This is a genomic window from Clostridium sp. BNL1100 (assembly GCF_000244875.1).
Classification (GTDB): Bacteria; Bacillota; Clostridia; order Acetivibrionales; family DSM-1351; genus Ruminiclostridium.
Genome location: NC_016791.1, coordinates 3,961,318 through 3,986,138, shown reverse-complemented (window position 1 = coordinate 3,986,138; position 24,821 = coordinate 3,961,318). Strand labels below are relative to the sequence as shown.

Below are 24,821 nucleotides of genomic sequence, written 5' to 3'. Positions count from 1 at the left end.
GATTTTATATGGCGTATATTCATTTTACCGATGAGCAAAAACAACGGGCCAACTCGGTGGATCTGGTGGACTTCCTCCAGCGGCAGGGTGAGCAGCTTACCCGCGCCGGGCGGGAGTGGCGGTGGAAACGGTATGACAGTGTGACTGTGCGCGGAAGCCAATGGTTCCGGCATTCCAGAAAGGAAGGCGGTCACGCCATTGATTTTGTGCAGCAGTTCTATGACCTCAGCTTCCCCGAGGCGGTACAGTTTCTCCTCGGCGGCGAGTCCGGTGTGGAGTGGAATCAGACTGTCAAGAGCGCTCCGCCTCCCCGCAAAGCCTTTGCGCTGCCAGAGGCTAATCCGGACATGCGCCGGGTGTTTGCCTATCTGATCAAGCAACGGTTTATCAGCCATGAGGTGCTGTCGCACTTTGCGCACGAAAAACTGATCTACGAGGATAAGGAATATCACAATGCGGTATTCACAGGGCTGGATGAAAACGGGGTTCCACGGCATGCCCACAAGCGTGGTACCTACACCAAGGGAGAACCCTATAAGGGCAACGTGGAGGGCAGCGACCCGAAATACAGCTTCCACTGGATCGGAAAAAGCGACACCCTCTATGTGTTTGAGGCACCAGTGGATATGCTGTCTTTTATTACCCTGCATTTGAAGGACTGGAAAGACCACAGCTATGTCACGCTGGACGGTGTGTCGGAACACGCAATGCTCCGTCAGCTGGAGCTGAATCCCCATCTCAAAACCCCGGTTTTGTGCCTGGACCATGACGAGGCCGGTATTGAAGCGACCGGAAGATTAAAAGACATTCTGTGTGAGCATGGATACTACGATCCTGCCTATATGGAAATCGAAGTTTTACAATCGGAATTTAAGGATTGGAACGAGGATCTCAAGGCAAAGCATGGGATTACACCCATTCCTGCGGGGGAGCATCCGAAGCTGGAGCTGCTGCCACAAATGTGTTCCCAGCTACTAGATATCTGTGAGTTCAATTCGGCCCAAAAGGATGCCTCTGCCATGCTGACGGAACAATTCGAAAAGCTCAAGCCCCTGCTTGCAGCTGGAAAGCTGACCGCTCAGAACACAGAGCACATCAGCTTGCAGCTGCAGCTCACAGCGGCTGGCGTTCTGCTTTCCATACAGAAACTTTGTAGGCAGATGGAGAGGCCGGTTCTTATGGAACAGGTGGTCACCTGGCTCCAATCGGAATACAAACCACATCAGGATCGGGGTTTTATGCGCACAAGAGCGGAGGATATCCGGACAGATATAAAGGCGGTAACCCAGCAATCTCAGGCAAGCGGAATCCGTACGCTGGACGAGCAAAAAGCACTTCTGAATTCCTATTTGAAGCTTGCGTTGGATTGTGTGAAGGCTCAGATGTTCCTTGCACTGGAAGCACCCTCTCAGCGCCCGGTACAGGAGCAAGCCGAAAATTTTACTATGACCATGTAAAGGAGGAATCTCTTTGCAAACATCCCAAATAATCACATTGATTGCGGTGGCGCTGACTATGTTCGGCGTCATCGGCTTTTTATCGCTTCTGGCGCACTACTACACGCTGAACGGCATAAAGTCCAAAACCGTGGGCGACGGTCAACATGGTACGGCGCGATGGGCGACAAAAAAAGAAATCCAAAAGACTTATACCGAAATACGCTATGAGCCGGAGAAATGGCGCAAGGGAGAAAACCTTCCAAAAGCCCAGGGACTGATCGTCGGCTGGCGGGGAGCCTCGCTGTTTGACAAAACAGCTCCCCACGGCTACGCGCTGATAGACGATGATGATATCCATTGTCTGATGATTGGCGCCGCAGGCGTCGGCAAGACCGCCAACTTTCTCTATCCCAATCTGGAATACGCCTGCGCCTGCGGCATGAGCTTTGTCACGACCGACACCAAGGGGGACCTCTACCGCAATTACGCCGGCATCGCAAAAGACCACTACGGCTACGATGTGGCCGTCATCGACCTGAGAAACCCCACCCGCTCGGACGGAAACAACCTGCTTCATCTCGTCAACCGGTACATGGACTTATATCTTGCCAATCCGCAGAACCTCTCCTACAAGGCCAGAGCAGAGAAATATGCCAAGATCACCGCAAAGACCATCATCACCTCCGGCGGCTTTGATTCCGCGGCTGCAGGACAGAATGCTTTCTTCTACGATGCAGCAGAAGGTCTCCTGACGTCCGTCATCCTGCTCATTGCGGAATATTGTGAGCCACAGAAGCGCCATATCGTATCGGTATTCAAGCTCATTCAGGATCTGCTGGCGCCCAGCGGGGTCAAGGGCCGGACGCTGTTCCAACTGCTCTTGGCGCACCTGCCGGATGATCATAAAACCAAATGGTTCGCAGGAGCGGCCCTCAATTCCGCAGAGCAGGCCATGCAGAGTGTTCTGTCCACGGCGCTGTCCCGGCTCAACGCTTTTCTGGATTCCGAACTGGAACAGATCATGTGTTTTGATACGGCCATCGACGCAGAGAAGTTCTGCACGAAAAAAAGCGCCATCTTCCTGGTCATGCCGGAGGAAGATAACACGAAGTATTTCATCATATCGCTGATCGTCCAGCAGCTCTATAGAGAGATCCTGTCAGTGGCGGACGAGCACGGCGGGAAACTCCCCAACCGGGTCATGATGTTTTTAGATGAGATAGGAACCATACCAAAAATTGAGTCTGCAGAGATGATGTTCAGCGCCTCTCGTTCGCGGCGGGTGTCCATAGTGGCGATTATACAATCCTTCGCTCAGTTGGAAAAAAACTATGGTCGGGAGGGTTCCGCCATTATAGTCGACAATTGCCAGGACACGGTGTTTGGCGGGTTTGCACCTAACAGTGAGTCGGCGCAGATTTTGTCGAAAGCCATGGGGAATAAGACTATCATGAGCGGCTCTGTCAGCCGGGGAAAAAACGATCCCAGCCAGAGTCTGCAGATGATCGAGCGCCCGCTAATGACAGCGGATGAGCTCAAGTCCATGCCCAAAGGCCACTTTATCGTCACCAAGACCGGAGCCTATCCCATGCGTACTCGTTTAAAGCTGTTTTTGGATTGGGGCATTACCTTCGGCAAGCCCTATGAGATTGCCGAACAGTCTGCTCGGCAGGTACAATATGCCGACCGGCGCAAAGTGGAAGAAGAAATAATTCGCCGCAATGCCGCCTGTGAGGATGTTCCGGAGGAAGCTGTGGGGGAGGTGGCTCCATCAGGCGGGATGCTTCATACGCCCGCGCCTGCGATCAATCTCGATCCGTTTGAACAAAAGCAGGAGTCTATAAGGAGGTGAAGCTATGGGCTATTATACATCCCTGTATTCCTCGGAGCTGCCGCACCGGGCTGTGGCGGTATATATGTATCTGCGTGACCGCTGTGATAAGGACGGTAAATGCTACCCGGCGATTGGTACCATCGCCAGAGAAATGAAACTGTCCCGAAGTACCGTCAAACGTGCCCTTGCCGACCTGGAAAAGAGCGGCCGTATCCGTAAGGAGCAAAGGTGGAGGGAAAATGGCGGTAAGAGTAGCAACATGTTTTATCTGGCGCAGAGAAATTCCGACTGAGCCAGAAAAAATATGACCTTGCCGCCAAGGGGAAGGTCTGTTCTATTCATGGTCCAAGGGAGGGGTCATGGTGGACCATCAAGGGGAACTTCTCACTCTAAGTAAAAAATAACATCAGAAAAAGAATAATAGGGGATAGATCGTCAGAGTTCCACTTTTATCGTAATGGGGGAATTGTCGCAGTATCCGGATGGATCGTGATGATTCCCCTTTTTTCCTGGCATATGCAATGAGCTGTGCCGCTGGCTCCAAGTAGGTAATGGTATCATCATAAACTGCAATCAAAAAGCCAGTGTGGTCAAGAAGGTACTGCTTACAGTATTAACGACAGTCCTCCCATGTGCTGGAAGATAATCAGGGACTATAATGAGCATAAAATCCGGATTATTGCTGATACCATAAAAGTGTTGAAAGAGCCTTTGAGAAAAGTTTAGGGATGTTAATAAAAAAATATGAAAAATAAATGACGAAAGAGTTGGTAGACCCTCTCTTTCATAGTCTGCTAAAATAAAAAATAACTGTTGCAAAATGCAACTGTTGTATGTTATTATGATTCCGAGGTGATGATATGATTAACCAAGGAAGTGAAACCTTGCGAGAGTTGATTCGGATACTTGTCAGAGATTTAGGCATTTTAGAAAAAAGCGATGCCTCTTGTTGTGGAGTTACAATTACGCAGTGCCATGCCGTCGTTGAAATTGGACGAAAAGGAAAGATTTCATTAGTTGATCTCGCTGGATTGTTGGGATTGGATAAAAGTACAATGAGCCGGACAATCAATAATCTGGTGGAATCAGATTTGGTTCTCCGGGACTTAGATTCGGAAAACAGACGGTATGTAATTATTCAGTTAACTGAAAATGGCAGAAACGTATTCAAGAATATCGAAGAAAGTATGAATGGGTATTATAAGAGCATCTTCAACTCAATTCCGGAAAACAAAAGAAGCCAAGTGATGGAGAGCTTACAACTTCTCACAAATGCGGTCGAAAGCAACAAATGTTGCTAAGAGATTCAAATTATTAGAAAAACTAATACAGGGAGGTAATCTTTTATGGAAAAGAGTATTCAGGATGAAATCAAAACGTATTATGGTGCCATTGCGAAAAAGGTAAGCGAAAATGCAAAGGCATCCTGCGGATGCGGAACATCTTGCTGCGGCGATACTGCAAAAGAGTCCATTCTTTATTCTGAAGATTTCACAGCGGGGATACCCATTGAGGCGATTAATGCTTCTTTAGGGTGCGCCAATCCCCTCGTGCTTGCAAATTCACAACCAGGAGAAACTGTCCTTGACTTAGGCAGCGGTGGAGGTATTGATGTCCTGATTTCCTCAAAATATGTAGGGGAAACTGGAAAAGTCTATGGGCTGGATATGACGGATGAAATGCTGGAATTAGCAAATCAGAATAAGAAAAAAAGCGGTGCGAAAAATGTGGAATTCATCAAAGGGTATATTGAGGATATTCCCTTGCAGGATGAAACGGTTGATGTAGTTACTTCGAATTGCGTAATTAATTTGAGCGAAAACAAGGAAGATGCATTGGGAGAGGCTTACCGGGTATTGAAAAAGGGCGGAAGGCTTGCTATAGCGGATATCGTTCAATTAAAAGAGGTATCAGATGAAATAAGAGAGAGTATTCAGATGTGGGTGGGCTGTATTTCCGGTGCATTAACCGTAGAGGATTACAAAAGAATCCTGAAAAAGGTTGGATTTAAAGAGATTGAGATCACCCCTGTAAACATCTACACTAAGGATGTAATTAAAGATATTGCAGAATCCAAAAACCTAGGTGACATTTACTCTAAAATGGATGAAACCGCATTGGATGGAGCTTTTGCAGGCGCACATGTTAAGGCATACAAATAGGGAGAAAAATTATGGATTATAAAGTTGAAGTGATGAAAGAATCCGACTGGGCACAAGTTGCAAAGATTTATACAGAAGGAATAAATACCAAAATCGCTACATTTCAAAGTGAGGCACCAAGCTGGGAAGAGTGGAATAAAGGACATTGCGAATCCTGCCGCTTAGTAGCAAGGGCTGGTGATATCATTTTGGGCTGGGCTGCTTTATCTCCCGTTTCCAGCCGGTGTGTTTACGCCGGGGTTGCAGAAGTAAGTATCTATATCGGTGAGCAATATCAAGGTCAAAAAGTTGGCTCTATACTTCTGGAAAAATTGATTGAACTCTCAGAAGAAAACGGGTATTGGACATTGCAATCAGGAATTATAAAAGAGAATAGCTCCAGCTTGAATCTACATAAGAAGTGTGGTTTCAGGGAAATTGGCTATAGAGAAAGACTCGGCAAAATGGATAACGGAAAGTGGCATGATGTAGTATTAGTTGAACGAAGAAGTAAACTCGTTGGCTAATTGATAAAGCAAAAACCGGAGGTGTATGAACATGTTAATTTTCATAATAGGTATACTTTTACTTTTTATTATTGCTTTAATCCCAGGTAATAACAATTCGGCATATGAAGAATATTGCCGGAATGAATGCTGGAGCAGAAGGAAGCCCTGCTGCTATCGGTAAACTTTAGACTGCTGAACATATAAACGTTATTGACTTTGGTATTAGCCAAAGCAGGACATCCCAGGCCGCTTTTCGAAGCGGTCTTTTTTTGAAAAAAACATATTGACATACGTCGATATGAAGTTTATAATAAAACATATCGATAAATGTAGATATGAGGTGAGAAAATTGGAAAACAACTTTGAGAAAAGCGCACGAGCTTTTAAGGCACTCTGTGATCCTAACCGTTTGATGATTATTGAATTGCTGAAAAGTGGTGAGAAATGTGCATGTAATCTTTTAGAGGAATTGAATATCTCACAATCAACATTATCCCATCATATGAAATTGTTATGTGAGTCAGGTGTGGTTAACTGCCGACGTGATGGAAAGTGGATGAACTATTCCCTTAGTAAAAAAGGATTTGAAAATGCACACCGTTTACTGGAGGAAATAATGGAGGCAGCTGTACTCCTTGACATAGATGGAGAATGTGACTGCGAATAAAACAGGAGGAACTATTATGCGTATTGTTATTATTGGTGCGGTAGCTGCCGGAACATCCGCTGCCGCAAAAGCCAGAAGAAACAGTGAGGATTCAGAAATTGTTATTTATGAAAAAGATAATTTTATATCTTACTCCGGTTGTGGTATGCCTTATTACATTGGCGGAGAAGTAGAAAGTGCAGGTGAGCTGACTCCTCGTGATCCAGCATTTTTCAAAAGCAAATATAATGTAGATATTCACACGTTGCATGAGGTTGTGTCAATCCTTCCCGATGAGAAAAAAGTATCTGTCAGGAACCTTTCAACTGATGAGGTGTTCACCGATTATTATGATCGGTTGGTACTTGCCACTGGCGCTAGAGCCGTTATTCCACCGATCAAAGGAACTGACTTTGAGCATGTATTTACCTTACGCAATATCAATGACATGAATCAAATTAAAAATTTTATAGACAGCCACCGCCCTCAATCTGCTGTGATTGTCGGTACAGGTTTTATTGGTCTTGAGGTGTGTGAAAACCTGCAGAAGCTTGGGATCAATGTGACTATGATTGAAAAACTGTCTCAGGTGACTCCGGGGCTGGACAGTGATATGGCTGTTTATGTTGAAGAACACCTGAAAAGCAAGGGTGTATCCGTGGTGACAGGTTCTTCTATCGAAGAGATTACAGAAAAGGCTGTTATTCTATCGGATAGTACGGAAGTTGCCGCGGACGTGGTACTGCTCTCTACAGGAGTCCGTCCGAACAGCGAACTTGCAAAGTCTGCAGGAATTGAACTGGGTGTTACAGGTGCGATTAAGGTTAACCGCAGAATGGAAACCAGCCAAAAAGATATTTATGCCTGTGGTGACTGTATTGAACAATTTCATGTAGTGACGGGTAAGCCGGTCTATCGACCTTTGGGTTCTACGGCAAACAAAACCGGTAGGATTGCTGGTGATAGTATGACAGGCGGCAATCTGGAATTCAGAGGCATTCTCGGTACGGGCATTTTCAAAATTTTTGATATGACAGTAGCACAAACCGGTCTTTCCGAACGTGAGGCGCACGAATTGGGATATGGTGTTGAGGTATGCCACAACATCAAACCAAACAAACCGGAATACATGGGTGGCAAGGAAATGGTCATCAAGGGGATAGCCGATAATGTAACTGGCCGGCTTCTTGGTGCGCAAATCATTGGATTTGAGGGCGTCGATAAAAGAATCGATGTATTTGTGACGGCAATTACCTTCAAAGCAATGGTTGAAGATCTTTTCCATCTGGATTTAGCCTATGCCCCGCCATTTTCAACAACGAAAGATCCGGTGATGTATACCGGCATGATACTAGACAATGCCATTCATAAAGGCAGACCGTTGATGACGGCGCAGGAGCTGGATGCTCTGATCGATTCTGGTGAAAAGTATACGCTGATCGATGCGAGAGCTGTAGCACAGTATGATAAAAATCATATTGAAACGGCCAAGAGCATTCCCCATGCCAAACTTCGAGCTGTTGTTGAATCGCTTGATAAAGACGCAGTTGCAGTCACCTACTGTAATAAGGGTGTGACCGGAAATGCGGCGCAAAATATCCTTTTGGGTAGAGGGCTAAAGAAAGTATATAACCTTTCCGGAGGACAGAAGCAGTACAGTAAGACACATAATAAAAAATGAAATTTATGTGAAAGACATTGTAACCAATGGCGATTTAAAGGAATATCATATGAGTGTATGCTCATGAAAGAATAAAGGAGATGAGAGGATGAATGGGTATGGTAGATATTTTTAAGGCTCTGTCTGAGGAAAGCAGACTGCGGATATTATCGCTAATGCCGGAAGGTGAACTGTGTGTCTGTGAGATTGAAGCTTGCCTGAGAATGACACAATCGAATGCCTCACGCCATTTGACGGCATTAAAGAAGTGTGGAATTTTGGAGAGCTACAAAAATGCACAATGGACGTACTACAGAATAAGCAATGACTTCATTCAAGAAAACAAAGAGCTTTGGGAATATCTGAAACACAGGCTAAAGGAGCTTCCGTCCTATTTTTCGGACTTTGAAGAATATCAGAAATGTAAAGTACAGGGGTTGTGCAATTGCAATAAAAATCCTCATTAAAGGAGTGAGTAAAATGGAAAAAGAAAAAACACAGGGCATCGGATTTTTTGAGAAATACCTTTCTATATGGGTTCTTCTCTGTATGGCAGCGGGAATTTTAATCGGGAAGTTTTTGCCAGTAATCCCTACGATTTTAGATAAAATGCAGTTTGCGGGGCAAAATATTCCAATCGCAGTTCTCATATGGATCATGATTTATCCAATGATGATGAAGATTAATTTTCAATCTATAAAGAACGTAGGAAAGCATCCATTGGGTATAGTGATATCCAGCGGCAGTAGTTGGGTAATCAAACCTTTTCTCATGTTTGGGCTTGCATCACTATTCTTTCTGGTGGTCTTTAAAGCGCTAATCCCTGCCGACTTAGCACAAGACTTTGTTACAGGTGCAGTTCTGTTAGGTACGGCTCCATGTACTGCAATGGTATTTGTATGGAGCAATCTGACAAAAGGAGATCCTGCACATACTTTAGTACAGGTTTCGGTGAACGACCTGCTTATTTTGATACTTTTTGTGCCATTAGTTCAATTCCTGCTAGGTGTTAACAATGTTCAGATTCCATGGGATACTCTTATATTTTCAATCATATTATTCGTAGTTGTCCCATTGGTTGGTGGTTTTCTTACACGGGCTTTCATGATAAAGAAAAAAGGCGAGGAATTTTTCAACAAAAAATTTGTCCCCAAATTTGACGGCATAACAACTTTGGGCTTGCTCTTGACTCTGATAATTATCTTTACTTTCCAAGGCGATATTATTTTGGAGCAGCCGCTATTCGTACTATTGATAGCAGTGCCGCTTATCCTCCAGAATGTTATCTCAGCTACTTTTACGTATATGATGTGTAAATGGACGAAACAGCCTCATAATATAGCGGCACCGGCAGCTCTTATTGCCGCCTCTGATTTTTTTGAATTATCGGTGGCAGTGGCAATCGCACTGTTTGGCCCAACATCCCCGGTAGTGCTTGCTTGCACTGTTGGAGTGCTTACCGAGGTTCCTGTCATGCTTCTGCTCGTCAAGTTCATAAACAAGACTAAGCACTGGTTCCCCCAGCCAACGGCTGATAACAAATAACAACTTATAAGGAGATGTGTTCTATGAAGAAAATGTTTATCTATGAGCCAGCCATGTGCTGTTCTACAGGACTTTGTGGAGTTGGCGTTGATTCCGAACTCCTCAGGATTTCAACTGTACTAAATACACTAGAGAAAAAGGGAGTTGTAGTTGAACGGTTTAATCTCTCAAATTCACCCCAAGAGTTTATAAATAATAAAGCGGTGAATGAATTTATCAATGTAAACGGTGTAGATGAATTACCCGCCATCGTTGTGGACGGAGAAATTGTGATAACTGGCAGATATCCTACTAACGATGAGTTCTCAAGTCTGCTTGGCATTCCGGCAAGCACTTTGGGGGAAAATCCTAAAACTTTAAAGGCAAAACTAAAAAAATCAGATGGTTGTGGATGTTCTGGCGGTAATTGCTGCTAATTAGGTTTCTAACGAAATTAACCACTTCGAGGGACATATCTCATTTATTGGATTGAGTGCGATTTGCTTATAGATATGTCCCTTATGCCTGAATAAAACTGGAGGTATCCATATGGAGAATTTTAATCCGCAAGTAATTGCGCTTACTAAATATTTGTTTTACACGGGAAAAGGCGGTGTAGGAAAGACTTCAACCGCTTGCGCCACCGCAGTAAATCTTGCTGACAGTGGCAAAAAGGTACTGCTCATCAGTACCGATCCTGCATCCAATTTGCAGGATGTTTTTGGTCTTGATTTGAACAATAAGGGGGTTCCTATTAAAGAAGTGCCAAACCTTGTGGTAGCTAACCTTGACCCAACACAGGCGGCAGCGGAATACCGTGAAAGTGTGATTGCTCCCTATCGCGGCAAGTTGCCTGATGCAGTTCTAAACAATATGGAAGAACAGCTTTCCGGTTCCTGCACGGTTGAGATTGCGGCATTCAATGAATTTTCAAACTTTATTACGGATGAAAAAGTGCAGAAAGAGTATGACCATATTATATTCGATACTGCACCAACCGGTCATACTCTTAGAATGCTGCAGTTGCCTTCAGCATGGAGTAATTTCATCAGCGAGAGTACACATGGAGCATCCTGTCTTGGACAGTTGTCAGGTTTGGAAAGTAAAAAAGAAATTTACAAAAAAGCTGTTGAAACTCTGTCAGATGACAAACGGACTACACTCATTCTTGTTTCTCGACCCGAAGCAGCTCCCCTAAAGGAGGCAAAAAGAGCTTCAAAAGAACTTGCGGACATCGGCGTAAACAATCAGGCAATTGTCATGAACGGTGTGTTGACTTCTTATGATGACAAAATATCCGGAAGTCTGTATCACAAGCAGCAAAAAGCACTTGCAGATATGCCGGAAGGGTTAAAAAAGCTGACTATTTATACAGTCCCCCTTAGAGCCTATAATATCACCGGACTTGACAATGTAAGAGCATTACTAACCAAGGATCAATACATTGTCCGGGACGAGAAGGTAAACGCTAAAACAATCCCAGAGCTTAAAAATGTAATTGACGATCTGTACAAATCAAATAAAAAAGTTATCTTCGCTATGGGAAAAGGCGGCGTTGGAAAAACTACCGTTGCGGCAGCGATTGCGATGGGATTGTCCGCAAGGGGCAGAAAGGTTCATCTTACCACTACAGACCCGGCAGCCCATCTAAAATTTGTCATAGATGAAAGCAATGGCATCACCACGAGTCGTATTGATGAACAGGCAGAGCTGAAGAAGTACCAAGAGGAAGTGCTTTCTAAAGCAAGGGAAACCATGTCGGATGAGGATATTGCTTATGTGGAGGAAGATTTGCGTTCTCCCTGTACGCAGGAAATCGCAGTGTTCAGGGCTTTCGCGGAGATTGTGGATAAGGCAGAAGATCAAGTAGTTGTCATTGATACCGCACCGACCGGTCATACGCTTTTGCTTCTTGAGTCTACACAAAGCTATAATCAGGAAATCAAACGATCACAAGGTGATATTCCAGAATCTGCAAAAAAGCTGTTGCCGCGACTACACAATATAGACGAAACAGAAGTTATTATTGTGACCCTTGCGGAAGCTACCCCGGTATATGAAGCAATGCGCCTTGAAGAAGATCTAAAGCGTGCGGGTATTGCGGCAAAATGGTGGGTAATCAATTCTTCACTCTATCATACTGGTACAACCAATCGTATGCTGGCTGCAAAAGCAAGCAGTGAAATTGAGTGGATTAATAAGGTGGATGATCACACAGATGGTAAATTTGCTGTCATCGGCTGGAGTCCTGATGAAATCAAAGGTGATAAGCTCAAAGAGTTATTAGTTTAAGCATTCTTACATTTTAAGAAAAGCGAACAGATGCTAACCATCTTAAGCTCCCTGGTTCAGGGAGAATCCGAAAGCATCTCCACCAACAACAAATGGGCTGCCATGAAACGATTTCAGGACGGCACTTTCATCCTTGGCACTCCGGCATACAGCGTACCGCTGAAAATGGCAGGATAAGGAGGTGAAGCTGTGGGCTATTATACATCCCTGTATTTCTCGAAGCTGCCGCACCGAGCTGTGGCAGTATATATGTACCTATATGACCGCTGTGATAAGGACGGTAAATGTTACCCGGCGATTGGGTACCATCGCAAGAGAACTGAAACTGTCCCGAAGTACTGTCAAACGTGCCCTTGCCGACCTGGAAAAGAGCGGTCGTATCCGTAAGGAGCAAAGGTGGAGGGAAAACGGCGGTAAGAGCAGCAATCTGTTTTATCTGGCGCAGAGAAATCCCGACTGAGCCCGAAAAAATATGACCTTCCCGCCAAGGGGAGGTCTGTTCTATTCATGGACCAAGGGAGGGTTCATGTTGGACCATCAAGGGGAACTTCTCACTCTAAGAATATTTAACAACAGAGAAAAAACATAGACTGCATGAAGTTTTTATGATGGGATTGGCTGTGTTTGATTCCTGTCATGGAAGCGGAGAGAAAACAAAGATGTCGATCAGAAAATAGAGCTGGGTGCCCGTTTATTTTTTCTGATGATTCGTCTCTGCCGGAAACATCCGAGAGCGGGAGATTGCTCACAACAGATAACTACATCCTTCGTGATGAAAAGATAAATGTGCAAACCGTTGTGCAGCTTGGAGATGTCGTTGATGACATTTACAGAACCGGCACAAAGGTTATTTTCACGATGGGCAAGGGCGGCGTTGGGAAAACAACCATTGCGGCGGCCATTGCTTTGGGATTATCCGCAAAAGGGGAAAAAGTTCACCTTGCTACGACCGATCCCGCAGCGCATCTAAAGTTTGTCATCAGTGAGGTCAGCGGCATCAGCATGAGTCATATAGATGGACACGTAGAGCTGAAGAAGTACCAAGAAGAAGTGCTTTCTAAGGCAAGAAAAACCATCTCCGACGAGGACATTGCCTATGTGGAGGAAGATTTGCGTTCTCCCTGTACGCAGGAAAGCGCAGTGTTCAGAGCCTTTGCTGAGAAGATTGTGGAAAAAGCAGAAGATCAAACAGTTGTCATTGACACCGTACCGACGGGCCATACGCTTTTGCTCCTTGAGTCCACACAAAGCTATAATCAGGAGATCAAACGCTCACAAGACGATATTCCAGAATCTGCAAAAAAATTGTTACCACGACTGCACAATACTAATGAAACAGAAGTCATTATAGTAATTCTTGTCGAAGCCACACCCGTATATGAAGCACTGCGTCTTGAAGAAGATTTAAAGCGCGCAGGCATTGCGGCAAAATGGTGGGTGATTAATTCATCACTCCATCATACTGTAGCCAACGTGATTTAAGGACAAATATATAAAGCCCATAACTACGGCAAAAATGCCGCGGTTATGGACTTTTTTGATTACCTACGGTTTTAAGAGTTCGAGTCCTTCTTCTCTGCTATATTTGTACATTGGGCTTAATAGAAGCCCGATGCACCCTGAAAGACCAGCTTTTTTTTTCGTTCAAGGAGATTTTTCAAAGCGATTTTGAGAGAGAATTTGTCCTTGCCATCTTATACCTAACGAGCATTAATGTACCAGCCGAACGGAAATCGTGAAAAGATGCACCCGCCCTGCTTTTGCTCGTTCAGCGGTAGTGGAAATTTTCACATATTCATCGTTTTACAGCCTTTCTTTAACAATGTTGAAATAACCCAAAACTATCCTGTTTAATGGAAAAACTCCAACTTGTCCCAAAAGCCGAATATGCAATGTACATACACCATTGTCGTGTTAATTGCACGCATTCGCTGAACGTGGCAGACGATAAGGGCAGATGCTATAAAAAATTTTCAAAAGCCCCTTGACAAATGAGTGACTGTTCAACTATAATGCAGGTATGGTTGAACAGTCACTCAATCAAATGCAAGGAGGTGTTTTCTATGTCCGTTAAAGGAGACGTGTGCGATTGCGATGTTATCCACGAAGAAATCGTTGCAAATGTGAAGTCACAAATGCTTTCAGATACAACTATGATTGCCGCTTCTGATTTTCTAAAAGCAATCGGAGACCCTACAAGAGTTAAGATGCTTTGGGCTTTGGGTGTCAGCGAAATGTGCGTGTGCGATTTGGCATATTTGCTAAATATGACAAAATCCGCAATCTCACATCAATTGCGAACTTTGAAAGCGGCCAACTTGGTAAAGTTCCGAAAAGACGGCAAAGTGGTCTACTATTCTCTTGTAGATGATCACGTGAACATCATTCTAAAACAAAGTTTGAGCCATATCACAGAATAATAATTTTAAGGAGGAAATCACTATGAAAAAGCAATTCAGACTCGAAGGACTTGACTGCGCCAACTGCGCCGCGAAAATGGAAAAGGACATCGGCGCGCTTTCCGGTGTGACAACCGCAAGTGTCAACCATATGACAACGAAACTCGTCTTTGAAACCGCCGAGGGCGCAGACATTGATTATATCGTTGCCGAAGCTGAAAAAATCGTTCACAAGTACGAACCGGAAGTCGTAATGAAACGGGCGTGATGTGGGCAATCGCGAACGGCGAGATTGTATAGGGCGATACTCTCAATTAACGCCCTATACAATCGCTTAATGCCGCTGACTATAGAATTTTTTTACACTAACAGTTGAGTGAGTTCTCAACCAATATAGAGGAGGGATTTCAAGTGAATAAGCGTCTAACCAAAATCATCATAGCGGCTGTCATTTTCGTGGCAGGTCTGCTTGTTCCGAAAGACCCGGAGTGGCTTTCGATAGTTCTGTTTCTTGCCGCTTACGTTGTCGTCGGCTACGAAATTATTTTTAAGGCGGTCAAGAATATTACGCACGGAGAAGTCTTTGACGAAAACTTCTTAATGACTATCGCCACAGTCGGCGCGCTCATCGCGGGGGAGTACCCGGAGGGCGTTGCAGTTATGCTGTTTTATCAAGTCGGCGAGTTATTCCAAAGCTACGCCGTTTCTAAATCGAGGAAGTCTATCGCCGGACTTATGGATATTCGCCCCGATTACGCTAATGTAAAACGCGGTGACGGCAGCTTAGAAAGGGTTGATCCCTATGATGTGAATATTGGCGATATTATCGTCGTACAGCCGGGCGAGAAAATACCGCTTGACGGCATAATCATTGAGGGCAACTCAATGGTAGACACCAAAGCCTTGACGGGTGAATCCGTTCCCCGCGAAGTTTCCGTAGGCGGCGAAGCGTTAAGCGGTTGTATCAATGTCAGCGGCGTTCTAACCATTGAAGTGCAAAAGGAATTTGGCGAATCAACCGTTTCAAAAATTCTTGACCTTGTTGAAAACGCAAGCAGTAAAAAATCCAATTCTGAAAACTTCATTACGAAGTTTGCTCGGATTTATACTCCTGTTGTCGTGGGAGCCGCCGTTTTGCTTGCCGTTATTCCCTCGCTCATTACAGGTGAATGGAGCGTGTGGACGCTTCGCGCCTTGACTTTCCTTGTGGTGTCCTGCCCTTGTGCGCTCGTTGTGTCTATCCCGCTTAGTTTCTTTGGTGGTATTGGCGGGGCTTCAAGAAGCGGTATTTTGGTAAAGGGGAGCAACTATCTTGAGGCTTTGGCAAAGACTGAAATGGTTGTGTTCGATAAGACAGGAACTCTTACCAAAGGCGTGTTTAAGGTACAGGAAATCCACCCTATTGAAGTGTCTGCAGACGAACTATTAGAGTTGACCGCATACGCTGAAAGCTATTCCAATCACCCGATTTCGCTCTCCCTAAAAACCGCATATGGCAAGGAGATTGACAAGAGCAAAGTGACCGACACGGAGGACATTGCGGGTCACGGTATCAGCGTAACGGTGTTTGGCAAAAAGGTCTTTGCAGGGAACACAAGGCTGATGAAAAAAATCGGCGTAGATTACTGTAAAGATGAAATAATCGGCACGGTTGTCCACGTTGCCGTTGACAGCAAATACGCCGGATATATCGTTATTGCAGACGAAGTAAAAGAGGATTCCGCAGAAGCAATCCGCCGCCTTAAAGCGATGGGAATTAAGCAGACGGTCATGCTCACTGGCGATAGTAATGCGGTCGGTCAAAAGGTCGGACGCGAACTCGGTGTAGACAAGATTTACACGGAACTTTTGCCCGGTGATAAGGTGGACAAATTGGAAGAACTGCTTGCCGCGAAATCCGCGAAAGGCAAACTCGCTTTTGTCGGCGACGGTATCAATGACGCGCCTGTTCTCGCTCGTTCGGATATAGGGATAGCTATGGGTGGTTTAGGCTCGGACGCAGCGATTGAAGCCGCCGATATTGTGATTATGACCGATGAACCGTCAAAGATTGCGTCGGCTATCAGAATATCAAAAAAGACGCTCGGCATTGCCACGCAAAACACTTGGCTTGCACTCGGTATAAAGGCAGTTGTTCTCGTCCTCAGCGCGCTCGGTATTACTGATATGTGGATGGCGGTTTTCGCAGACGTTGGCGTGACTGTTCTCGCGGTACTGAACTCTTTCCGCGCGCTTAATACGAAAAAGCTATGAACGGAGGGGGTATATAATGCAAGCTGTTTTATTCAGTCTGCTTGCCACAATTTTGGGAACATTGCTCGGAAGTCTGATAGCGGTTTGGGCAGGAAACCGTTCTCCGAAAATCATCAATTATCTACTGTCACTTGCCGCAGGGGTTATGTTGAGCCTTGTGTTTTTCGACCTTGTTCCCGAAGTGTTGGAGATTGCAAGTGTTCCTCTAACAATTTTGGGAATTGGAATCGGGATTGCCGTAATTCTGATATTCGACACGGTTTCCGATAAAATGGCGAGCGGCAAAGACGCTGAAATTCCACAGGCGAAAGTGAAAAACGAGATTTTGCGCTCCGGCTATATTATGCTTGTAGCTGTTGGTATTCATAATTTACCCGCTGGACTTGCAATCGGCGCGGGAGCGGAACACCATATCGGGTTTGCGGCGACAATGGCTCTTACCCTTGCTCTGCATAATATCCCTGAGGGTGTGGCTACTGCCGCTCTGTTATTGGCGGGTGGAGCAAAAAAGCGTAACGCGGTTTTGCTGTCAACACTAACAGGCGTGCCGACCATTCTTGGCGCGGCAATCGGCTACTTTGTCGGGAATATGTCAGACGTTGCAATGGCATTGACTACTTCGGCTGTGGCGGGAATTATCCTGTATATGATTTTTGAAGAAATACTTCCGAAAGGTGCCGCAATTCTTAAGTCACGATTAACAACGGTCTTTACATTGCTTGGAATAATTATCGGGATTGTGGCGATAAGTGGTTGATACGCATAGATAATCGTTCAGGCAAATTGGCTTTAAGGGGGCGCAATACTTGGTTTTGCAAAGTTGATTCGCTTATCAACGAAGTAATTAGAGGAGAAAGCGCCGAAGATATTGCAAATACAGTTATAAAGCGTGGATTACTTTCCCGTCTTGACCATGCCGCCTATCTTGGCAGGGAGCTTGCTAAAGCGGAAATGGCCTTAAATCAAGGTGGATGAACATACTAAAGGCAATTTCGTCATTATTGGATGGCGAGCAAATGACTGATATTATTTCTACTAATATCAAATGAAGTGGATGAAAACGGCGCAAGAAGGAGAAGTTAGCCGTAGCCGCATCAATCTATAAGTAAGGATCGTGAGTATTAATAAAAATAGAATATCAAAGCCAAGGGCAAACCCACCTAAAGGTGGGGACGCAAAGCCGTAGGGTCTAAGACGCTTCAAAAAGCGTTATGATAGCCTGGCTGCCGGAAGTCACGTATAGCCTGCCCTTTTTCCGAGGGCAGGCTTTTGCATATTTGTGGCTTTTGACGGATGATTTTGGGGTATCAGATGCAAAGGTTTTGCCACGCTCCTGGTGAAAGAGGTACCCTTATGACTATTCCCTGCTTCTATCCTTTTTGGAGGTCGAAATAAAGACGGAGCACTTCGTACATATGCCCCTCCACCACCTACTCAATATAATTTTAAGCCAGTATTTTGCCATAGGCAAAGTGCTGGCTTTTTCTTTTCGACAAGAAAACTGCTACTCCGACCGTTAGGGAAGTATATCGAGCGATTACTTTCCTTTTATTGTAAAAAGCCGTCGAATCAGGCACGCTGCCGATCACCTCCGCTTGTTCTTCATTTTCAGATTTCAAAAATCATGAAATGGAGGACAAGCCTTATGGCTAAATTCAGAAAGAGGACAAACTATCGGGGAAAATACCCCGATTTGAACGATGAAATGATAGAGGTACTGGAAAAAAGCGACCGGAAGATGGAGTACCAGCAGTACGACCTGAAGGTAGAGCAATGCCAGATTGACGGCACCAAGCGGACCGTTACATACGTCCCAAGCCGGGAGGACTCCTATGAACGTCTGCTGGAGGAAAACCGGCAGTTTGCCGCCGAGAGCGAAAGCGTGGAGGATGCCGCGGTAAAGGCAGTAATGATTGAAAAAATGCTGACCTGTCTTAAACTGCTTACTCCAGAAGAACAGGAGCTGATCACCGAGCTGTTTTTTAAGGGTAAGAGTGAGCATCAATTGTCAGCAGAAACAGGGATTCCCCGCATGACTATTCATAACAGAAAGGACCGGATACTGGTACGGCTGAAAAAACTTTTAGAAAAGTAAAAATAATTTGGTCCAACCCCCTCACTCAACGTGGAAGTAAGTGAGGGGGTTTTTCTATTCTCTCTTCTGTTCTTTGAAAATTATATATCCGGCAACATAAATACATGAGCTGTCCAGCCGTGATGAGCGGCAGCGACATTGACGGGTGCGCCGAGACTGCCTGCGGATGGGTGACAGACATCCGTCGAACCGATGGCATCGAAGGTGACGAGCGAGAACACCCGGTCATAAAACAGTCTGTAGTAGACTGTTTCGCAATGAAATGGACAGTGATAATGCTACTTCCGCCCAGCCACAGACATCGCAATGGGGGCGGCTCGGTGAGAACCACGGAGAGGTGAAATTCCTATGGTGTTTGCTTAACTGGCAAACCGTTTATGCTGCCGCCCTAGCTTCGGGAAGTTTGTGTCGAATAGAAGCATGATAACTGTTATTTAAATGAAGAACAAGCAGATCGTTTGATCTTAGAAACTATGCGGCAGGACCACCATGCCCTGCCGCATCCTTGTAAGATCAAATATAAATTTACAAGGAGGAATTGTAATGGAAAAAGTGGCTGAACTGTTAAGTAAAGACGTGGTAACCGGATATGTATATGGCTATGATGGGAGCCGGAAGGAATATTACTTTGAGAATTCTCCGTCCAACATCGCCAGCTTCATCATGCTGCACAAGGAAAATACGGACAAAATGATTTTAACGGATTTGGCAGACCGGCTGATCCTGAATACGTTCGGGGAATTCATCAACCAATGCCCAGATCAGAAGCTGCTGCAGGAAATCCTGAAAGACCTGGTTCCCATGCAGCTGGGCGAGAAAGAGCCGGACAGCATCCTGATCGCGGATGAAGCGGAGTATCGAGCCTTTTTAGACGAGGAAGACCGGCAGGCCACGGAAGCCGAGATGCGGATGCTGTAGCGCCTGCTATGATCAGTAAAATCAAACGAATAGGAAGATCGGCCTGAACAGGCGGCAGGATGCAAGACTCCCGCTGCCTGTTCCTTTCCGAAAAACAGAAACGGAGGATTATGTATGAAGGAACAGAAACGTGCCTGGATTTACTGCCGGATCGATGCTCCGGAAGATACCCATGGCAGCATAAAAAATCAGAAGAAAGAACTTTATGACTATGCGGAGCAGATGGGCTTTGAAGTGGCCGGCTGTTCCGAAGATCTCGGAAGCGGCCTGGAATATAACCGCGCCGGTCTGGGGGAGGTCATACAAGCCGCTGGGGATGGGAAAATGGATGTGCTTCTGGTGAAAAGGTTTGACCGCCTGGGGCGGGACACGCAGGAAACGCAGGAGTTTCTCCAGGGTCTGGAGCAGTTGGGTATCCGGCTCTATTCCCCGCTGGAGGGAGAAATTCAGACGGAGCATCAAAACCTGGCTGTTTTTTTCAATTAGGATGGGAGGTGTCTCAGTATGTCAAGAACCGAAGAAGCCAACGAAGTGAATTACAAGGTGGCGGTAAAACTGCTGGATATCATGCTCCGAAACGGCATTATCACCCCTTCTGAATACCAAAAAATAGATGATTTGAACCGTCAAACTTTCACGCCCGAACTTTCAAAAGTATATGCGTAATAACACTAGCTATATCTGAAATGTTGTGGTAATGTGTGTTGCTAACAGAGGTCAAATAAAAAGGAAGGAGAGAAAAACATGGCAAAAAAGATAACAAAAATTGATCCTGTAAAGCAACAGATTACCCAGCAATTACAGCCGAAAAAGCGGGTTTGCGCCTATTGCAGGGTAAGCACCGACTCCCGCGAACAGCAGAATTCCTTTTCTGCACAGCTTAAGTATTACAAAACCCTGATCGAAGATCAGGAGGATTGGCAGTTCGCCGGAATTTATGCCGATGAAGCAAGAAGCGGAACGAAGCTGCAAAAAAGAGATGACTTTTTAAGGATGATGAAGGACTGCGAAGATGGTAAGATCGATATGGTCATCACGAAATCCGTGACCAGATTCGCCAGGAACACCGTGGACAGCATCCAAGCAATCCGGAGATTGAAGGAGCTTGGCATCGCGGTCTTTTTTGAAAAGGAACACATCAACAGCCTGTCGGAGAAAAGAGAACAGATGCTGACTATCTTAAGCTCTCTGGCGCAGGGTGAATCCGAAAGTATCTCAACCAACAACAAATGGGCCGCCGTGAAACGCTTTCAGGACGGCACCTTCATCCTTGGCACTCCCGCATACGGCTATACCAAGGATGAGAACGGGGAGCTGATCCTGCAGGAGGAAGAAGCTGCGGTGGTCCGCCACATCTTCCGAGAATACTTAAATGGCAAAGGCACCTATGTGATTGCCAAAGATTTATCGGAAGCAGGAATCCCCACCATCCGTTCGGCTGAAAAATGGCAGGACGGGGTAGTCAAGGAAATTCTCCAGAATCCTGTTTATACCGGAGATCTGCTCCATCAGAAAACATTGACCACGGAGGTGATTCCCTTTAAGCGAAAACCCAACAAAGGCCAGCTTCCTCAGTATCTGATTGAGGACAACCACGAACCCCTCATCACAAGGGAACAGGCGGAGGCGGTCATGGAAATTTTTGAATACCGCAGAAAGCAGATGGGGATGGACGATTTGGAAAAGTACCAAAGCCGGTATGCGTTCAGCAGTAAAATCCTCTGCGGGGAATGCGGCAGTACGTTTAGAAGGCAGAAAATCTATATCGGCAAGCCCTATGAGAAAATCCAGTGGAGCTGTCACAGGCATATCGAGGACAGCACCAGATGCAGCCAGAAGGCTGTCCGGGAGGATGATATTAAGTGGGCTTTCACCGTGATGTGGAACAAACTCATAAGCAACTATACGGAAATGCTGATTCCCCTGCTGGATACACTCAAAAAACTCCGGATAGATGAACAGCAGGAACAGGAAATCGGTGAATGCAGTAACAGGATTATGGAACTGACAGAGCAAGGTCATATACTCAGCAGACTGGTGTCGAAAGGGTATATTGACCCTGTTGTTTTTATAGAGCGGCAAAATGCACTGATACTGGAACTTGCCGCGACGAAAAAGAAAAGGAGCCAGCTTCTGGACAATAACGGTTTTGACCGGGAAATCGCCGGAACGGAACTTCTGCTGGAGCTGATCAGAAACAATCCTGATGTGATGGAAGCATATCGTGAGGATTTATTTTTACAGACCACAGACAAGGTCATCGTACAGGAAAACGGACAAATTACCTTCCGGCTCATCAACCGGCTGGAGTTGTCCGAGCCCTACAGAAAGGAGGCGGCAGAAGATGATGCAGAGGCATATGCCCATCGGCTATAAGCTGGTGGAAGGAAAAATACAGTTTGACGAGCCCAAGGCGGCTGTCGTAAAAAAAGTATTTGCAGATTATCTGTCCGGAACCGCCACCCATGCGATAGCAAAGCAGTTAACCAAAATGGGGTTTTTGAACGCCAACAACAAAGCCTCATGGAATCACGGCTCCATCGGCAAGATATTGGAGAATATCAAATACCTGGGGGATGAATTCTACCCGCAGATGATTGATGCCGGATTGTTTGAGCAGGTGCAGAAACGCCGGAAAGAGCGCTGTGAACAGCTGGGGCGGGGCATTCACCCTAACTGCATGAAACATCAATACACCTTCACTGGAAAACTCCGGTGCGGAGAATGCGGCGAGGTTTATCGCATATACATCGAACACTGCGGCAAAGCTACGGAACGCAGTCTCTGGAAATGCAAGAGATATATCTACAGGAACAGAGTGTACTGCCGCTGTGGCTTCCTCACAGATAAACAGATTGAAAAAGCCTTCCTTGACGTCGCCAACCGGATTCTCACCAGAATACAAATCCTTGACCGAAAGCCAAAGAAAGAGCCTGTACCATATAACCGAGAATTTCATAAATTGGATCAGCAGATTAAAGAGCTGGAAGCAGAAGGGCGGTATTCGTCCAAAGAGCTTCCGGCTCTTCTTTATGAGCGGGCAAAAGCCTTTTATCAAACGGCGCGGATTGATGACACCGACTATAACACCGGAAAGATGAAACAGGCATTTTCAGGCAGACCACCTCTCTGGGATTTTGACGAGGAACTGTTTTCCACGGTGGTCAGGCAAATCATCGTCCATACCGATCAGCCGCTGGTGTTTGAATTTATCAACGGTTTAACCATCGAGGCCGAATACTGACTCCTTCAAAAAACTACATAGGAAAGGGTGAAATCATGAAAAAGGATAAACAGGAAGCCAAAAATAAAAAGGAAAAACCTTTAAAAGTTGTGATTTATATGAGAGTGGGTAGCGTGGAGCAGTTAAGCCCTGAAGCACAGCAGAAATATTTTGGGGAAAAGGCGGAAAGCGTTTGGAAAGGAGAAGAATGTAATGCAGACAGCAACAGCGAAAAAGAAAAACATATCGGTTATACCATCCCAGCCGGAATATGACCGGAGCATAAAGCCTCAGTTTAAAACCCTGCGGGTAGCGGCATACTGCCGTGTCAGCACGACACTGGAACAGCAGGAAACCAGTTATGAAGCCCAGGTTTCCTACTACACTGAAAAAATCAAGAGCAACCCCAACTGGAAGCTTGCCGGTATTTATGCCGACGATGGAAAAAGCGCAACCAACACCAAAAAGCGTGATGACTTCAACGCCATGATCGAAGACTGCATGGCTGGGAAAATCGATATGGTTATCACCAAGTCGGTCAGCCGCTTCGCCAGAAACACGGTAGACAGCCTACAGAATATCCGCAAACTCAAGGAAAAGAATATCGCCGTCTTCTTCGAAAAAGAGGGTGTGAATACACTGGAGGGCACCGGCGAGCTTTTAATCACCATTTTAAGCAGCCAGGCACAGGAAGAAAGCCGGAACTTAAGTGAGAACACCCGGTGGGGTCTGGTCAGACGCTTTGAAAACGGAATCGTCTCGGTCAACCATAATAAGTTTTTAGGCTACACCAAGGACAAGAACGGTGAGCTGGTCATCGTACCGGAGGAAGCAGAACTGGTCAGACGGATTTTCCGGCTTTACCTCGAAGGGAGCAGCATCGTCCAAATCGGCAAGATTTTAGATGATGAAGGGATCACCACCGTCACCGGATTAACCCAGTGGTGCCCCGGCGTCATTGATAAAATGCTGAGCAACGAGAAATACATGGGAGATGTCCTTCAGCAGAAAACTTATACGGTTGATTTCCTCTCCAAAAAGCGCGTTAAGAATAACGGCATCGTCCCCCAATATTATATCCAGGATGACCATGAAGCCATTGTCCCGAAAGAGCTTTACTACCGGGTACAGGAGGAAAAAACCAGGCGGGCAAGCCTGAGCAAATCCGCAGTCGCCAGAAAAGCAAAAAAGGAGAAAAGCAAATACAGCTCCAAATATGCCCTGACAGACATCATGGTATGCAAGGAATGCGGACAGCCTTACCGCAGACAGATCTGGTCGAAATACGGTCAGAAAAGCGCCGTGTGGCGGTGTGAGAATCGCCTGAAGAACGGCACCAAGAACTGCAGAAACTCCCCGACCTTAAAAGAGGAAGTCCTGCAGGAAGCAGTTATGACTGCCATAAACAGTGTCGTGGAAAACCGCGGCGAGTTTGTCGGCGCCTTCCGTGAAAACGTCATCCAGGTCATCGGCAGCTACTCCACCAAAAATGTACCGACCGAATATGACGGGCAGATCGAAAAGCTTCAGGGTGAGATGCTGGCCCTGATCGAGGAAAACGCAAAGAAGGGTTCCCTCACAGAAGATTTTGACGAACAGTACCAGAGGATCGCAGAGCAGATCAAGAATTTAAAGCAGAAGAAGCTGGATCTGGTGCGGGAACGGAAACAGGCGGAAAGCTTTCAACAAAGGGTCACCGACATGGATGTCTGCCTGAAGAAAACCACCTGCGAGATACGAGAATTTGACAACGACTTAGTCCGAAGGCTTCTGCAGAACATCAGGGTAATCAACGAGGAACTGATCGAAATCCAATTCAAATCCGGAATCGTGATGAAACAGCGGGTTTCCTATTATGACTAATTAATACAACGGCAGGATCGGTTTA

25 protein-coding genes, 2 pseudogenes and 1 riboswitch are annotated in these 24,821 nt (G+C 45.7%); all 27 genes and pseudogenes read left to right on the top strand.

The window, feature by feature from the left end:
- Window positions 1-8: 8 nt before the first annotated feature.
- The 27 genes and pseudogenes from CLO1100_RS16900 (at window position 9) to CLO1100_RS16775 (ending at window position 24,796) form a co-directional block, all read left to right on the top strand.
- Window positions 9-1,457 (top strand): DUF3991 domain-containing protein, encoded by a 1,449-nt coding sequence (locus tag CLO1100_RS16900; RefSeq protein ID WP_014314987.1) that lies wholly within the window; start codon window positions 9-11, stop codon window positions 1,455-1,457.
- A gap of 13 nt (window positions 1,458-1,470) precedes the next feature.
- Entirely contained in the window at window positions 1,471-3,291 is a 1,821-nt protein-coding gene (locus tag CLO1100_RS16895) for a VirD4-like conjugal transfer protein, CD1115 family (RefSeq protein WP_014314986.1), read from the top strand.
- 4 nt (window positions 3,292-3,295) lie between these two features.
- The gene (locus tag CLO1100_RS16890) at window positions 3,296-3,565 is read left to right on the top strand and encodes a helix-turn-helix domain-containing protein (protein WP_014314985.1); all 270 of its coding nucleotides are present in this window, start codon (window positions 3,296-3,298) and stop codon (window positions 3,563-3,565) included.
- 568 nt (window positions 3,566-4,133) lie between these two features.
- A complete protein-coding gene (locus CLO1100_RS16885; protein ID WP_014314984.1) occupies window positions 4,134-4,574 on the top strand; it encodes a MarR family transcriptional regulator in 441 nt (146 codons plus the stop codon).
- Between the two features lie 45 nt (window positions 4,575-4,619).
- Complete coding sequence (gene arsM, locus CLO1100_RS16880; RefSeq protein WP_014314983.1) at window positions 4,620-5,435, top strand: arsenite methyltransferase; 816 nt, start codon at window positions 4,620-4,622, stop codon at window positions 5,433-5,435.
- A gap of 11 nt (window positions 5,436-5,446) precedes the next feature.
- Window positions 5,447-5,941, top strand: coding sequence for a GNAT family N-acetyltransferase (locus tag CLO1100_RS16875; RefSeq protein ID WP_014314982.1), 495 nt, complete (start codon window positions 5,447-5,449; stop codon window positions 5,939-5,941).
- Between the two features lie 331 nt (window positions 5,942-6,272).
- On the top strand, window positions 6,273-6,590 hold the full coding sequence (locus CLO1100_RS16870) for a metalloregulator ArsR/SmtB family transcription factor (RefSeq protein ID WP_014314981.1): 318 nt from the start codon (window positions 6,273-6,275) through the stop codon (window positions 6,588-6,590).
- A gap of 16 nt (window positions 6,591-6,606) precedes the next feature.
- Entirely contained in the window at window positions 6,607-8,250 is a 1,644-nt protein-coding gene (locus CLO1100_RS16865) for an FAD-dependent oxidoreductase (RefSeq protein WP_014314980.1), read from the top strand.
- 98 nt (window positions 8,251-8,348) lie between these two features.
- The gene (locus tag CLO1100_RS16860) at window positions 8,349-8,696 is read left to right on the top strand and encodes a metalloregulator ArsR/SmtB family transcription factor (RefSeq protein ID WP_187288896.1); all 348 of its coding nucleotides are present in this window, start codon (window positions 8,349-8,351) and stop codon (window positions 8,694-8,696) included.
- Between the two features lie 13 nt (window positions 8,697-8,709).
- Window positions 8,710-9,774, top strand: a complete 1,065-nt coding sequence (gene arsB / locus CLO1100_RS16855; RefSeq protein ID WP_014314978.1) for an ACR3 family arsenite efflux transporter — start codon at window positions 8,710-8,712, stop codon at window positions 9,772-9,774.
- 23 nt (window positions 9,775-9,797) lie between these two features.
- On the top strand, window positions 9,798-10,190 hold the full coding sequence (gene arsD, locus CLO1100_RS16850) for an arsenite efflux transporter metallochaperone ArsD (protein WP_014314977.1): 393 nt from the start codon (window positions 9,798-9,800) through the stop codon (window positions 10,188-10,190).
- A 112-nt stretch (window positions 10,191-10,302) separates the two neighbouring features.
- Window positions 10,303-12,045 (top strand): arsenical pump-driving ATPase, encoded by a 1,743-nt coding sequence (gene arsA, locus CLO1100_RS16845; protein ID WP_014314976.1) that lies wholly within the window; start codon window positions 10,303-10,305, stop codon window positions 12,043-12,045.
- A gap of 189 nt (window positions 12,046-12,234) precedes the next feature.
- Window positions 12,235-12,505: pseudogene (locus CLO1100_RS16840) on the top strand (helix-turn-helix domain-containing protein).
- A 311-nt stretch (window positions 12,506-12,816) separates the two neighbouring features.
- Window positions 12,817-13,503, top strand: a pseudogene (locus CLO1100_RS16835) (ArsA-related P-loop ATPase); the annotation flags it as partial.
- A gap of 605 nt (window positions 13,504-14,108) precedes the next feature.
- The gene (locus tag CLO1100_RS16830) at window positions 14,109-14,465 is read left to right on the top strand and encodes a metalloregulator ArsR/SmtB family transcription factor (protein WP_014314975.1); all 357 of its coding nucleotides are present in this window, start codon (window positions 14,109-14,111) and stop codon (window positions 14,463-14,465) included.
- Window positions 14,466-14,487: 22 nt separating this feature from the next.
- Window positions 14,488-14,712: a cation transporter gene (locus CLO1100_RS16825; protein ID WP_014314974.1), complete on the top strand. Its 225-nt coding sequence runs from the start codon at window positions 14,488-14,490 to the stop codon at window positions 14,710-14,712.
- 143 nt (window positions 14,713-14,855) lie between these two features.
- On the top strand, window positions 14,856-16,697 hold the full coding sequence (locus tag CLO1100_RS16820; RefSeq protein ID WP_014314973.1) for a heavy metal translocating P-type ATPase: 1,842 nt from the start codon (window positions 14,856-14,858) through the stop codon (window positions 16,695-16,697).
- Between the two features lie 16 nt (window positions 16,698-16,713).
- Window positions 16,714-17,454 carry a ZIP family metal transporter gene (locus CLO1100_RS16815; protein WP_014314972.1) on the top strand — a complete coding sequence of 247 codons (741 nt, stop codon included), beginning with the start codon at window positions 16,714-16,716 and terminating at the stop codon, window positions 17,452-17,454.
- Window positions 17,451-17,672 carry a DUF4346 domain-containing protein gene (locus CLO1100_RS16810; protein ID WP_041700323.1) on the top strand — a complete coding sequence of 74 codons (222 nt, stop codon included), beginning with the start codon at window positions 17,451-17,453 and terminating at the stop codon, window positions 17,670-17,672. Before CLO1100_RS16815 ends, CLO1100_RS16810 begins: the two co-directional genes overlap by 4 nt.
- Window positions 17,673-17,836: 164 nt before the next feature.
- Window positions 17,837-17,928, top strand: a riboswitch (cyclic di-GMP riboswitch).
- A gap of 414 nt (window positions 17,929-18,342) precedes the next feature.
- Window positions 18,343-18,792 (top strand): sigma-70 family RNA polymerase sigma factor, encoded by a 450-nt coding sequence (locus CLO1100_RS16805; protein WP_014314971.1) that lies wholly within the window; start codon window positions 18,343-18,345, stop codon window positions 18,790-18,792.
- 543 nt (window positions 18,793-19,335) lie between these two features.
- Complete coding sequence (locus CLO1100_RS16800; RefSeq protein WP_014314970.1) at window positions 19,336-19,710, top strand: hypothetical protein; 375 nt, start codon at window positions 19,336-19,338, stop codon at window positions 19,708-19,710.
- A gap of 114 nt (window positions 19,711-19,824) precedes the next feature.
- Entirely contained in the window at window positions 19,825-20,196 is a 372-nt protein-coding gene (locus CLO1100_RS16795; RefSeq protein WP_014314969.1) for a recombinase family protein, read from the top strand.
- An 18-nt stretch (window positions 20,197-20,214) separates the two neighbouring features.
- The gene (locus tag CLO1100_RS20875) at window positions 20,215-20,376 is read left to right on the top strand and encodes an SHOCT domain-containing protein (protein ID WP_014314968.1); all 162 of its coding nucleotides are present in this window, start codon (window positions 20,215-20,217) and stop codon (window positions 20,374-20,376) included.
- Window positions 20,377-20,454: 78 nt separating this feature from the next.
- The gene (locus tag CLO1100_RS16790; protein WP_014314967.1) at window positions 20,455-22,086 is read left to right on the top strand and encodes a recombinase family protein; all 1,632 of its coding nucleotides are present in this window, start codon (window positions 20,455-20,457) and stop codon (window positions 22,084-22,086) included.
- Window positions 22,055-22,954, top strand: coding sequence for a recombinase family protein (locus CLO1100_RS16785; RefSeq protein WP_014314966.1), 900 nt, complete (start codon window positions 22,055-22,057; stop codon window positions 22,952-22,954). The genes CLO1100_RS16790 and CLO1100_RS16785 overlap by 32 nt, the downstream gene beginning before the upstream one ends.
- A 35-nt stretch (window positions 22,955-22,989) precedes the next feature.
- Window positions 22,990-23,208, top strand: a complete 219-nt coding sequence (locus tag CLO1100_RS16780; protein ID WP_014314965.1) for a hypothetical protein — start codon at window positions 22,990-22,992, stop codon at window positions 23,206-23,208.
- On the top strand, window positions 23,147-24,796 hold the full coding sequence (locus CLO1100_RS16775) for a recombinase family protein (protein WP_014314964.1): 1,650 nt from the start codon (window positions 23,147-23,149) through the stop codon (window positions 24,794-24,796). Before CLO1100_RS16780 ends, CLO1100_RS16775 begins: the two co-directional genes overlap by 62 nt.
- Window positions 24,797-24,821: the final 25 nt, after the last annotated feature.